This is a genomic window from Methylibium petroleiphilum PM1 (assembly GCF_000015725.1).
Lineage (GTDB): Bacteria > Pseudomonadota > Gammaproteobacteria > Burkholderiales > Burkholderiaceae_C > Methylibium > Methylibium petroleiphilum.
Genome location: NC_008825.1, coordinates 1,410,985 through 1,421,526, shown reverse-complemented (window position 1 = coordinate 1,421,526; position 10,542 = coordinate 1,410,985). Strand labels below are relative to the sequence as shown.

The 10,542-nt window shown below is 70.4% G+C and carries 14 protein-coding genes; 3 read left to right on the top strand and 11 right to left on the bottom strand.

Translation table 11 applies throughout. The features are described 5' to 3' along the window. Positions 1 to 16 precede the first annotated feature (16 nt). A complete protein-coding gene (locus MPE_RS06630) occupies positions 17 to 322 on the bottom strand; it encodes a phosphopantetheine-binding protein (RefSeq protein WP_011828915.1) in 306 nt (101 codons plus the stop codon). Between the two features lie 81 nt (positions 323 to 403). Next, positions 404 to 784: a hypothetical protein gene (locus MPE_RS06625; RefSeq protein ID WP_011828914.1), complete on the bottom strand. Its 381-nt coding sequence runs from the start codon at positions 782 to 784 to the stop codon at positions 404 to 406. 193 nt (positions 785 to 977) lie between these two features. Between MPE_RS06625 and MPE_RS06620 the strand changes: the two genes are divergently transcribed. Then, positions 978 to 2,807, top strand: a complete 1,830-nt coding sequence (locus tag MPE_RS06620) for a glutamine--tRNA ligase/YqeY domain fusion protein (RefSeq protein WP_011828913.1) — start codon at positions 978 to 980, stop codon at positions 2,805 to 2,807. A 5-nt stretch (positions 2,808 to 2,812) separates the two neighbouring features. Here the strand turns inward: MPE_RS06620 and MPE_RS06615 are convergent, their stop codons facing one another. Both MPE_RS06615 and MPE_RS06610 read right to left on the bottom strand, forming a co-directional pair. Continuing rightward, complete coding sequence (locus MPE_RS06615) at positions 2,813 to 4,018, bottom strand: MFS transporter (protein WP_011828912.1); 1,206 nt, start codon at positions 4,016 to 4,018, stop codon at positions 2,813 to 2,815. A 2-nt stretch (positions 4,019 to 4,020) separates the two neighbouring features. Then, positions 4,021 to 4,674, bottom strand: coding sequence for a glutathione S-transferase family protein (locus MPE_RS06610; RefSeq protein ID WP_036235555.1), 654 nt, complete (start codon positions 4,672 to 4,674; stop codon positions 4,021 to 4,023). Between the two features lie 123 nt (positions 4,675 to 4,797). Here MPE_RS06610 and MPE_RS06605 point away from each other — a divergent pair, with 123 nt between their 5' ends. Then, positions 4,798 to 5,106 (top strand): hypothetical protein, encoded by a 309-nt coding sequence (locus tag MPE_RS06605; protein ID WP_011828910.1) that lies wholly within the window; start codon positions 4,798 to 4,800, stop codon positions 5,104 to 5,106. A 12-nt stretch (positions 5,107 to 5,118) separates the two neighbouring features. On the opposite strand, the gene MPE_RS06600 is transcribed toward MPE_RS06605, so the two are convergent. After that, positions 5,119 to 5,952, bottom strand: coding sequence for an aldo/keto reductase (locus MPE_RS06600; protein ID WP_011828909.1), 834 nt, complete (start codon positions 5,950 to 5,952; stop codon positions 5,119 to 5,121). Between the two features lie 167 nt (positions 5,953 to 6,119). Beyond that, positions 6,120 to 6,464: a hypothetical protein gene (locus MPE_RS06595; protein WP_011828908.1), complete on the bottom strand. Its 345-nt coding sequence runs from the start codon at positions 6,462 to 6,464 to the stop codon at positions 6,120 to 6,122. A gap of 147 nt (positions 6,465 to 6,611) precedes the next feature. On the opposite strand from MPE_RS06595, the gene MPE_RS06590 reads away from it, so the two are divergent. Next, positions 6,612 to 6,905 (top strand): YkvA family protein, encoded by a 294-nt coding sequence (locus MPE_RS06590; protein WP_011828907.1) that lies wholly within the window; start codon positions 6,612 to 6,614, stop codon positions 6,903 to 6,905. 11 nt (positions 6,906 to 6,916) lie between these two features. On the opposite strand, the gene MPE_RS06585 is transcribed toward MPE_RS06590, so the two are convergent. From MPE_RS06585 to MPE_RS06565, 5 genes are all read right to left on the bottom strand, one after another. Beyond that, complete coding sequence (locus MPE_RS06585) at positions 6,917 to 8,389, bottom strand: M48 family metalloprotease (RefSeq protein WP_011828906.1); 1,473 nt, start codon at positions 8,387 to 8,389, stop codon at positions 6,917 to 6,919. Positions 8,390 to 8,532: 143 nt separating this feature from the next. Then, positions 8,533 to 8,832 (bottom strand): hypothetical protein, encoded by a 300-nt coding sequence (locus MPE_RS06580; RefSeq protein ID WP_129447956.1) that lies wholly within the window; start codon positions 8,830 to 8,832, stop codon positions 8,533 to 8,535. Positions 8,833 to 8,864: 32 nt separating this feature from the next. Continuing rightward, positions 8,865 to 9,071: a dodecin gene (locus MPE_RS06575; RefSeq protein WP_011828904.1), complete on the bottom strand. Its 207-nt coding sequence runs from the start codon at positions 9,069 to 9,071 to the stop codon at positions 8,865 to 8,867. A gap of 20 nt (positions 9,072 to 9,091) precedes the next feature. Beyond that, a complete protein-coding gene (locus MPE_RS06570) occupies positions 9,092 to 9,781 on the bottom strand; it encodes a DUF6781 family protein (protein WP_011828903.1) in 690 nt (229 codons plus the stop codon). 119 nt (positions 9,782 to 9,900) lie between these two features. Beyond that, positions 9,901 to 10,515, bottom strand: a complete 615-nt coding sequence (locus MPE_RS06565; RefSeq protein ID WP_041929573.1) for a LysE family translocator — start codon at positions 10,513 to 10,515, stop codon at positions 9,901 to 9,903. Between the last annotated feature and the right edge of the window lie 27 nt (positions 10,516 to 10,542).

Here is a 10,542-nt window from a genome sequence, read left to right as displayed (position 1 = left end):
GGGGACGCTCTGGCTCTCAGGTGCTGCGGTGTTTCGCGACATGCGTCGCAAGACTGCGCAGGGACTGGAAGATCAGCTGGTTGTTCTCGTCGTCGGATCGCAACTGGAAGCCGTAGCGCCGGGAGACCTCGAGCGCGACTTCGAGGATGTCGATCGAATCGAGGCCGAGGCCTTCGCCGTACAGCGGCGCGTTCGGATCGATGTCGGCCGGTGCGACCTCCAGGTTCAACGCTTCGACCAGCAGCACCGCCAGTTCATGTTCCGATGCGGACTGTTCCAGCGTTGCGCCGGCAGCGGACGGGGTGACTTGGACGGACGGCACGCGACTCCCTGATGGCACGATCTCGATGGGCCCGAATTCTAAGGGAGGCCGCTCGACCGACCGGCTGGGCCGGTCGGTCGCTCAGTAGCGGTAGCGGTCGGGCCGTCCGTCGCCGTTGCGATCGCGATAGCCATCGCGGTAGCCGTCTCGACGACCGTGGTCGTGCCAGCGGCCCTCACGCCAGTAGCCGCGCGGTGCCGGTTGCACATAGACCGGTGCCGGCTGGTAGACGATGGGCGCCGGGCGGTAGTACACCGGCGGCGGCGGGGCGTAGACCACCGGAGGCGGCGCGTAGACGACCGGTGGCGGTGCGTAGACCACCGGCGGCGCCGGATAGAAGATGCCCGGCAGGTTGATGCCGATGTGCCAGTTCACGCCGCCGGCATGCGCCGCACCGGTGGCGGCCAGCCCGGCGAGGCCGAGTGCGGCGACGGCCAGGGTCTTGCGGATCGCTTGCTTCATACGGTCTCCTTGTCAGGACGCTTCCAAGGGGAAGGTTTTCATGTCCTTGCTGCTAAGAACGGGTCAGCCCCTGGTCAGGTTCACAGCGATCCGTATCCAGATGCAAGAAAACGGGTGAAGTTTTGTGAATGCAACGCCCCGGCGCCGGCACGAGGGCGCTCCTTAGAATGACCGCTTCCCTTTCCCGCCCGCCATGAACCACGCTCCCAAGAAGCCCGGCCCGGGCGACGCCTCCGCCGAGCCGCACCGCCCCGGCAATTTCCTGCGCGGCATCATCGAGCGCGACCTGGAAGCCGGCACCTACGCCGGTCGCCGCCACGCCGGATCGCCCGGCGACGCCGCCCACCACGCCGGCGCACCGCTCGACGCCGCGAAGATCCGTACCCGTTTCCCGCCCGAGCCCAACGGTTACCTGCACGTGGGCCACGCGAAGAGCATCTGCCTGAATTTCGGGCTGGCGCGCGATTACGGCGGTGTGTGCCACCTGCGTTTCGACGACACCAATCCCGAGAAGGAAGAGCAGGAGTACGTCGACGCCATCGTCGACGCCGTCAAGTGGCTCGGCTTCGACTGGCAGGGGCGCGATCCCGCCCACCCCGAGACGCCGGTGGAGCACCTGTACTACGCCAGCGACTATTTCGACTTCATGTACCGCGCCGCCGAGGCCCTGGTCACCGCGGGCTTCGCCTACGTGGACGAGCAGAGCGCGGAGCAGATGCGCGCCACGCGCGGCGACTTCAACACGCCCGGCACCGACAGCCCGTTCCGCAGCCGAACGCCGGCCGAGAACCTGGCGCGCTTTCGGGCCATGCGCGACGGCCAGCTCGCCGACGGCGCCGCGGTGCTGCGCGCGCGCATCGACATGGCCTCGCCCAACATCAACCTGCGCGACCCGGCCATCTACCGCATCAAGCGCGCGACGCACCATAACACCGGCGACACCTGGTGCATCTACCCGATGTACACGTACGCGCACCCGATCGAGGACGCGCTGGAGGGCATCACCCACAGCATCTGCACACTGGAGTTCGAGGACCAGCGCCCGTTCTACGACTGGCTGCTCGACACGCTGTGCACGCTGGGCCTGCTGGCGCAGCCGCGACCGCACCAGCACGAATTCGCGCGGCTCAACCTGACCTACGTGGTCACCAGCAAGCGCAAGCTCAAGCAACTGGTGGACGAGGGCCACGTTGACGGCTGGGACGACCCGCGCATGCCCACCCTCGTCGGACTGCGCCGGCGCGGCTACACGCCCGATAGCATTCAGCTGTTCTGCGAGCGCATCGGCGTCAGCAAGGACTACAGCTGGATCGACTACGCCACGCTCGACGCCGCACTGCGCGACGACCTGGAAGGCAAGGCGCCGCGCGCGATGGCTGTCCTCGATCCGTTGAAGCTCAAGCTCACGAACTGGGCCGAGGTGTTCGGCAGCGCCGACCACCTGGAGCCCTGCCACGCGCCGGCCCACCCTCACCTGCCCGAGCTGGGCTCGCGCGAGTTCACGCTCGGCCCCGAGGTCTGGATCGAGCGCGACGACTTCGCCGAGCAGCCGCCGAAGGGATTCTTCCGCCTATTCCCCGGCAACAAGGTGCGGCTGAAGTACGGCGTGGTGGTGGAGTGCTCCGGTTGCGAGAAGGACGCCGACGGCCGCATCGTCGCGGTGCTCGCCACGGTGGTGCCGGACACCAAGAGCGGCACGCCCGGCGCCGACGCGGTGAAGGTCAAGGGCACGATCACCTGGGTGGGCGTGCACGAGGCGGTGCCGGCCGAGCTGCGGCTCTACGACCGCCTGTTCACCGAGGCGCAACCCGACGCCGGCGGGCGCGACTTCCTGACGGTGCTGAATCCGGACAGCCGGCGCGTGGCGGCCGGCTACGTCGAGGCATCGGTCGGTCGGGTGATGCCCGAGTCACGTCTGCAGTTCGAGCGACACGGCTACTTCGTCGCCGACTCGAAGGCCCACCGGACGGGCCAACCCGTCTTCAACCGCATCACTGGCCTGAAGGACTCCTGGGGCAAATAGGCCACTCAGTCCGGCCGCGCGCTGCGGCGCGCGAGCAGCGCAACGAGCACGCCTCCGATGCCCCACAGCGCGGCGGGCATCCAGGCCAGCGCAGCGGCCCGCGCGGCATCGGCCTGCACGCCGGCCAGTACCGCGCCGATGCGCAGCAGCGTTGCCAGCGCCAGCATCGCGAACATCGTGCCGAGCACCAGCCCCTCGCGCCCGCTGCGGCCCCGCTCGGCGGCCGACGCGAACATGGCGAGCAGCATGCCGCCCCAGGCCGCGCCGGCCCCGAGCTGGGCCGCCACCAGCCACGGCAGCGACGCCGCCACCGCGCTGGCCAGTGCCGCCGCGGCACCGCACAGCGCGGACGCGGCCAGGGTCGGCAGGGCGCCGAACGCACGGCACAGCGCAGCGCCGGGCAGCATCGCCACGCCGAAGCCCACCCAGAACAGCGGCAGCAGCCATTCCAGCGCCGACGGCGCAGCGAAACGCAGGTAGTGCGGCACGGCATTGACGAACACCTGGGCCTGGTATGCCGTCGCCAGCAGCAGCACGCCGAGCATCCACGCCGCATGGCCGGCACCACCGACGTGCGGGATTTGCGTGGTCTCTGCCGGCAGCGGCGCCGATCGCCACCGCGCCAGCGCGCGTTCGACCTGCACCAGGCCGGCGGTCGTGGCGAGCAGCGTGAGACTGGACAGGGCAAACGGCAGCCGCGGATCGACCCCCTTCAGCAGCACACCCAGGTAGGGCGCGACCGCACCGCCGGCCGCTAGGCCGAGCAGCGTCAGCGCGTTCAGCCACGGCAGCGCCGGGCGTGCAGCGTGGCGGCCGAGCAGCACCCAGGGCGGCGCGCGCAGCGCCGACGAGCTGAGCGTCCAGACCAGCGTCAGCGCGAGCAACCACCCTGACGCGGCGCTGCCCGAACGAGCCGCCAGTGGCAGCAGCAAAAAGGCGAGGCAGGACAGCGCCGTCGCGCCGACGATCCACGGGCCGATGCGCCCGAGCGTGCGCTGCACGCGGTCGGCGAAGACGCCGGTGGCGATGTCGGCCACCAGGAACACCAGCTGGTCGAACAACAGGATCCATGGCGCCCAGGCCCTGGGCAGACCGGTGGTCTCCAGCAGCTGGGGCAGATAGATCGCGTAGACCGTCCAGGTGGTGACGAACAGGAACTGAATCACCGCGATGTAGAGCGCGGCACCAGCCGAGACCGAGGGGCCGGTCATTGCTAGTCCCGGTCGGGCGCGCCCGGAGGAAAGAACGTGCGGTAGGGCCGCGCCTCGTCGACTGCACGCGCGAACGAGGGCCGTGCCAGCAGCCGCTGCCGGTAGGCTCGCAATTCGCGATGCCGGGCGCCGATCGGCTGCACCCAGTCGGCATAGAACAACGAGGGCGCCGCGGCGCAGTCGGCCAGGCCGAAGGCGTCGCCGGCTGCCCAGGTGCGCCCGGCCAACCGGCCGTCGAGCCAGGCATAGCTGGCGTCGAGCAGGCGCCTCGCCTCCGCCACGCCATAGGGATCTCGATGTTCGGCGGGGCGCAGCACGTCGAGCACGATCTTCTGCATCGGCGTCATGACGTAGTTGTCGAAGCAGCGATCCAGGCTGCGCACCGCGAGTGCGTCGCGCGCGTCCGTCGGCAGCAGACGCACCGGCCCGGGGTGGTACAGGTCCAGATGCTCGACGATGAGGCTGGCCTCGATCACGGTGCGATCGGCATCGACGAGCACCGGCATGCGCCGCAGCGGCCACAGCGCCGCGTGTTCGGCGAGCTGGGTTTTGTTGTCTGGGGAGAGCAGCCCCCACTCGAAGGGCGTGTCGTTCTCGTACAAGGCGATCAGGACCTTCTGGCAATAGGACGAGAACGGGTGGGCGTAGAGTTTCATCGGCTTCCAACGGCGGCTGCGCGGTTCGGATCGTAGGTCGGATTGCGTGGCCGCCGGGGCCTGGCAAGCACCGGCCGCGCAGTGCATGATCCGCCTGTCGACCCGACCGCAAGGAGGCCCGCTATGAGCACCACCACCCTGCCCGACGACGGCAACTTCTCCAAGCTGATCGACCAGCAGCTCGAACTCGCCGCGGCCCGCCTGCCGGCGCTCGACCCGGCCGTCGTGCACCCCTCGCCCGAGGATCACGAGGAGATCGCGGTCGCTCACCCCACGCTCGAGGACGTGCTGCTCGGCAACGCCGAAGCCACGCCCGAGATGCTGGAGGAGCTGGCCGCACTGGAGGCGGCGCCCGAACTCAGCGAGGAGGAACTGGCTCGCCAGGCACTGGCGCACGGCGGCGAGGACGGCGACGCCTCGACGCCCGGCTAGCGTCCGACGGGCCTAGCCGAACACGCGGTCGAACACGGCCGTCAGCGCGGCATGCTGGCGATCATCCGGCATCGGACCGCGCAGCGCCTCGAGGTTCTGCGCCATGTGATCCGGGTCGGTGGTGGCCGGGATCACGCAGCTCACCGCCGGGTGCGCCAGCTCCCACTTCAGCACCAGCGGCGCCCAGGCGCTGCAGCCCAGTTCGGCGGCGAACGTCGGCATCGGCTCGTTGCGCAGCCGGCGCGGCACGCTGCCGCCGTCGAACGGCCGGTTCAGCACCACGGCCATGCCGCGGGCGGCCGCCTGCCGCATCAGCGGCTCGGCGCGCCGGTCGGCGGGGTTGTAGGTGATCTGCAGTGTGTCGAGGTCGCGCTCGCTGTCGAGCAGCTCGCGCACCGTGTCGTGCTTGTTGCCGTGCGAGGTGGTCAGGCCAAGGTGGCGCACCCGGCCTTCGGCGCGCCAGCGACGCAGCGTCGGCAGGTGGGCCGGCCAGTTCAGCAGGTTGTGCACCTGCATCAGGTCGCAACGCGACAGCCCCCACAGGTCGAGCGAGCGCTGCATCTGCGTGGGGCCGTAGCTGCCGATCGGCGTCCACACCTTGGTGGCACTGAACAGTGCTGTCGGCTGCGGCAGCGTCGGAAGCAACGCACCCAGCACCGCCTCGGCGTGGCCGTACATCGGCGAGGAGTCGATCAGGCGCCCGCCACCGGCGAAGAAACGCGCCAGCACCTGGCTGCGCCGCGCCAGCGCCTCGGCATCGCCGGGCGACACGTCGAAGCTGAGCCAGGTGCCCATGCCCACCACCGGCACCCTCTCGCCGCTGCGGGCGATGGGTCGGGTGAGCACAGGAAGACCGGCTTGCGCCGCAGTGGCCGCGACGGGCGACAGCCCAGTCGCCACCAAGGCTCCCGCAGCAGCCCGGGCCAGCAAGGCTCTGCGGTCCATCGTGCTGTGCCTCCGGACTGGACGGTTCGCGGCGCCGAGGCCGTCGGGGGCCGGGTGCGGGCCGTCCGTCAGTCGCCGCGCGGCCGCGGGTCGGCGATCTCGCGCACTTCCACGTCGACGACGTCGCCGCGCGACGGCACGTCGGGGCGAGCCCCTGGCGAGCGCCGCGCCGCGGCGGCCGCACGAAAGCGATTCCAGTCGGCGCCAGGGTGACGGCCGAAGCGCACGGCCCGGGGCCGCTTGCCTTGCAGGAGCGCCCACACCACCAGCACCGCGCCGAGGGTCAGGCCGAGGACCACCACGCCGAGCATGAACACCAGGCCCGCGAGGGTCAGCGCCATTTTCAGCACCAGGGAAACGGCCCCACGCAGGCTGCGGTTCAGGGCTTCGATCCAGTCGTTCGTCATGGTCATCGGTGTCTGATGCGCGAGAGGCCCCAGGGTTCCCCGCGGGAGAATCGGTCGACATTCTGGCGGCGGCCCCTTGAGTTTCGGCGCCGCGGGCCGCAACTGCCAGCGTCGTCGCTCGCCGAGCGGCGCGGATGGCACGGAGGTCCTGCAATGTGGAAACGTCTGTCGGTGCTGTGGCTCGCAGTGCGCGGTGACGCGCGCCAGCTCTGGTACGCGCTGCGCCACCCGGCCGCGCCGCTGTGGTTGAAGGCGGGGACGGCGATGGTGGTGCTCTACCTGTTCTCGCCGCTGGACCTGATCCCCGACGTCGTGCCCTTCTTCGGCGTGGTCGACGACCTGGTGCTGGTGCCGCTGGCCATCCGTTTCATGCTCAAGCGCCTGCCCGCCGGGGTGCGCGAGCATGCCGAGCGGCGCGCCGCGGGGACGGTCGACGCGGCGGGCTGAAGCACCCTGACCTACTCCACCACCTTCACCAGCTGGCCGGCCTTGGGCTCGTCGGTCGCGCCGTAGAGGCCATTGATCAGGCGCAGCTGCTGCTCCGCGTTGCCGCCGAGCGGCGAGCGGCGGGCCAGCTCGGCGAAACCGCCCCGCGGATAGGCCACGGACTTCAGCACCCACGGCCGGGCCGCGCTGCGGTCCGCCGCGGTGAGCGCGCGGAACGAGCCTTCGGTCTCGCGCAGCTGCGGACGGGCGTTCTGCAGCGCGGTGGCGTTCTTGGCCGCATACAGCAGCGCATAGTTCTTGGCACCCGGACCGGTCACCAGCGTGGCCTCGACGTTCTGCGTCTGGCCCTGCTGGTTCTGGCGCGCACCGACGAAATGCGTGGCGCTCAGGCCGTTCAGCGACAGCGGCTCGGTGCGCCCCTGGGTCGGCTTGATGAGGTTGCGGATGATCTCTTCGTGGCTCCTGCCGGCCTTGTCGGGCACGGTCTGCATGATGAGCCCGGCGTCTCCAGTGGCGTTGACCACCGTCACGGCGTCCTGCGCGTTCTGGATCTTCCAGCCCTGCGGCGCGGTGAGCGCGATGCCCAGCGGCTCGTGATAGAAATTGCGCCCGCGCGTCACGCCCTGCTCGCGGCTGTCGCCGAACGGCAGGCCGTTGACGGCCTGCAGGTAGCGCGCGCGTCCGTCGTCGACGTAGCCGCTGCCCTTGTAGCCGGCGGCGATCTGCGTGATCTGCTGCAGGCGCTGCTCATTGCTCGGGTGCGAGGCCAGCCAGTCGCCGCCCTGACGCGGCGTGCGACCTTCGGCCTTGGCCTGGTCGGCGGCGAACTGCTCCTGGCGCTTGAGCACCCGGATCACGTCGACCATGTTCTGCGGGTCGTAGCGGTTGCGCGACAGGTACTCGGCGCCCAGTTGGTCGGCCTGCAGCTCCTGCTCTCGGCTGTACGACGCCACGTAGCCGGCGGCCACGCTCTGCGAGACCTGGCTCGCCACGTCGCCCACGCCCAGCACTGCGCCCAGCACGCTCGCCGCCAGCACGCCGATGCCGGCAGTCTGCTGGCGGGTGGCCCGCTGCGCGCCGTGGCGCGCCGTCACGTGGCCAATCTCGTGGCCGATCACGCCCGCCAGGTCGGCCTCGCTCTCCATGTAGGCCATGATCCCGCGCGTCACATAGACGTAGCCGCCCGGCAGCGCGAAGGCGTTGATCTCGGGGCTGTCGAGCACCGTGAAGGTCCACTGCAGGTGGGCACGGTGCGATTGCTTCGCGAGACGCTGGCCCAGGTCGTCGACGTAGGACTGGACCTTGGCGTCGCCGTAGACGCCGTACTCGGCCAGCACCTGCTGGTGGGCCTTCTTGCCCTCGGCGATCTCGGCCTCCTCGCTCATCACCGAGCGCTCCTCGCGGCCGGTGACAGGGTTCACCACCGTGGCGCACGAAGCCAGCAGGCCGGTAGCCAGCAGCAGGGGCAGGAAGTACTGTCGCATCGTCGAGAAGTCTCCGTCGGTAGCCAGGGGGCAACGGCGGGGAGCGCCGGTCGCAGCGGACGCCATGTTGCCACCGGCCGTCCCGGCCGGCGACCGCGCCCCCGCGGGCCGCGCCGTCAGTGCGGCTTGCGCGGGCCGCGCCGTCAGTGCGGCTTGCGCGGGCCGCGGCCTTCGTGGAAGGCCTTGGGGCGGATCACATTGCCGTCCTGGTCGGCGTCGCGGCGGGCGGCGCGACGGATGATCTCGTCGGCCGCGCGGGCCGCCGCCCGGCGTTGGCCCGGCCAGCGCCACAGCGCCACAGCGCGCTGACGACCGGCCCGCCAAGTGCGCCGCGCGGCGGCGTCGAATCGGTCGCGGCGCCGCGCACCGGCCACCAGACGCAGCAGCAGCACGACGCACACGGCGAGCGCGATGCCCGCCAGGACCCCATCGATCAACGCCATTTCCATACTGCCCACCCCACCGGACCTGCCAGCTAATCGAGCGTGAAGCCCACCTTCAGCGACACCTGCCAGTGCGCCACCTTGCCCTTGACGACGTGACCGCGCGTCTCGGTGACCTCGAACCACTGGATGTTGCGCACGGTCTCGTGCGCCTTCGCGATGGCGTTCTGCACCGCGGGCTCGATGCCCTTCTTCGACGAGCCGGTCAGCTCGATGGTCTTGTAGACATGGTCGGTCATGGCGTCGCTCCCGGGTCGGCTCAACGCTTGCGCGAGGACGGCGCACCGGCATCCTTGCCCCCGCGCTGCAGGCCTTCGGACATGCCGATCAGCACGCCGCTCACCAGGGCGGCATAGCTGTCCATCAGCGCCTTGCCAGCGCGCAGGCTCATGGCCCGGCCGTCGCGCATCGCCGTCTGCGTCTGCGAGAGCAGTTGCTCGACCGTCTGCGCCGCCTGGGCGCCGCTGTCGGTGCCTTTGAGCTTCATCGAGTCCAGGACCTGCGCCCACGGTCCCTGAAGCGGCGCGCCGGCCGTCTGGGCCGCCTTGCTGACGCTGCTGAAGAAGGTGTCCTCCAGCTTCTCGAGGTCGCTCAATGCGCTCTTGATACCGCCCTTCTGAAGGTCGGCACCCTGGTCGAGGAATTGCTGCAGCGCCCGGCGATTGGCCTCGACGGCCTGCAGCAGCGCCGCGTCCATGCCATCGATCGCCGAGCCGAGCAGCGCCTCCACCTCGGCAGGCTTGCCGCCGTGCTGGGCCGCGCCGTTGGAAGCGGCTTCGGCCACGGTCTTCAGCACGCTGCGGATGTTCTTCAGCGTCAGCTCGCGGCCCTGCAGGGCGCGCAGCGTGGTTTCGGCGACGGCCTGCCGCAGCGCCTCACCCTGCTTGGCGCTGGCCTGAGAGAACATCGTGATCAGCGCGTCCTGGTCGATCCCGGTCTTGGTGGCCATGCAGTCTCCTCGGTGGTTGGCGAGCCGTCGGAATACTGCATTGATACCGCCGTTGCACCGCAGACGCAATAGGCTTCTTCGGCAGGGCTGCGCCCGGCCTGGGGCAGCCGGCCCGGCCGCTACCGGCTCAGCACCAGCTTCACGCCGAAACCGATCAGCAGCGCGCCCGCCAGCCGCTCCAGCGCCTTGGTGATGCGCGGGCTGGCGCGCAGCCTGTCGGCCAGCCGGTGCGTCAGCAGGACCACGATGGCACCGTAGAGAAAGGTCAGCACGGCAATCGTGGCCGCCATCAGGCCGAAGGTCGGCAGGCCCTGGTGACGCGCCGGGTCGACGAACAGCGGGAAGAACGCCATGTAGAACACGATGGCCTTGGGGTTGAGCAGGGTGATCATGCAGGCTTGGCGGAAGTAGTGCCGCGGCAGGATCTGCAGCACCGGTGCATCACCGGGCCGGCTGGTGATCAGCCGCCAGCCGATGTAGGCCAGGTAGGCGGCGCCCACCCACTGCACCGCGCCGAACACCACCGGGGCGGCCTGCAACAGCGCGGCCACACCGGCCACCGCCAGCCACATCAGCAACTGGTCGCCGGCGATGACGCCCAGCGTCGCAGCGAAGCCGCCGCGCAGCCCGCCCTTGCCGGTGGAGGTGATCAGCGCCAGATTGCCCGGGCCCGGGATCGCCAGGAAAACGATCACCGTGACGACGAACGCGCCGTAATCGGCCACTCCGAGCATGGTTCACCTCCGCGGGTCAGGTCGCAC

Bases quoted from the DNA above. Each gene is read 5' to 3' on its own strand.
- MPE_RS06625 (WP_011828914.1), bottom strand. From the start codon at position 784: ATGAAGCAAGCGATCCGCAAGACCCTGGCCGTCGCCGCACTCGGCCTC.
- MPE_RS06620 (WP_011828913.1), top strand. From the start codon at position 978: ATGAACCACGCTCCCAAGAAGCCCGGCCCGGGCGACGCCTCCGCCGAG.
- MPE_RS06615 (WP_011828912.1), bottom strand. From the start codon at position 4,018: ATGACCGGCCCCTCGGTCTCGGCTGGTGCCGCGCTCTACATCGCGGTG.
- MPE_RS06610 (WP_036235555.1), bottom strand. From the start codon at position 4,674: ATGAAACTCTACGCCCACCCGTTCTCGTCCTATTGCCAGAAGGTCCTG.
- MPE_RS06605 (WP_011828910.1), top strand. From the start codon at position 4,798: ATGAGCACCACCACCCTGCCCGACGACGGCAACTTCTCCAAGCTGATC.
- MPE_RS06595 (WP_011828908.1), bottom strand. From the start codon at position 6,464: ATGACCATGACGAACGACTGGATCGAAGCCCTGAACCGCAGCCTGCGT.
- MPE_RS06590 (WP_011828907.1), top strand. From the start codon at position 6,612: ATGTGGAAACGTCTGTCGGTGCTGTGGCTCGCAGTGCGCGGTGACGCG.
- MPE_RS06585 (WP_011828906.1), bottom strand. From the start codon at position 8,389: ATGCGACAGTACTTCCTGCCCCTGCTGCTGGCTACCGGCCTGCTGGCT.
- MPE_RS06580 (WP_129447956.1), bottom strand. From the start codon at position 8,832: ATGGCGTTGATCGATGGGGTCCTGGCGGGCATCGCGCTCGCCGTGTGC.
- MPE_RS06575 (WP_011828904.1), bottom strand. From the start codon at position 9,071: ATGACCGACCATGTCTACAAGACCATCGAGCTGACCGGCTCGTCGAAG.
- MPE_RS06570 (WP_011828903.1), bottom strand. From the start codon at position 9,781: ATGGCCACCAAGACCGGGATCGACCAGGACGCGCTGATCACGATGTTC.
- MPE_RS06565 (WP_041929573.1), bottom strand. From the start codon at position 10,515: ATGCTCGGAGTGGCCGATTACGGCGCGTTCGTCGTCACGGTGATCGTT.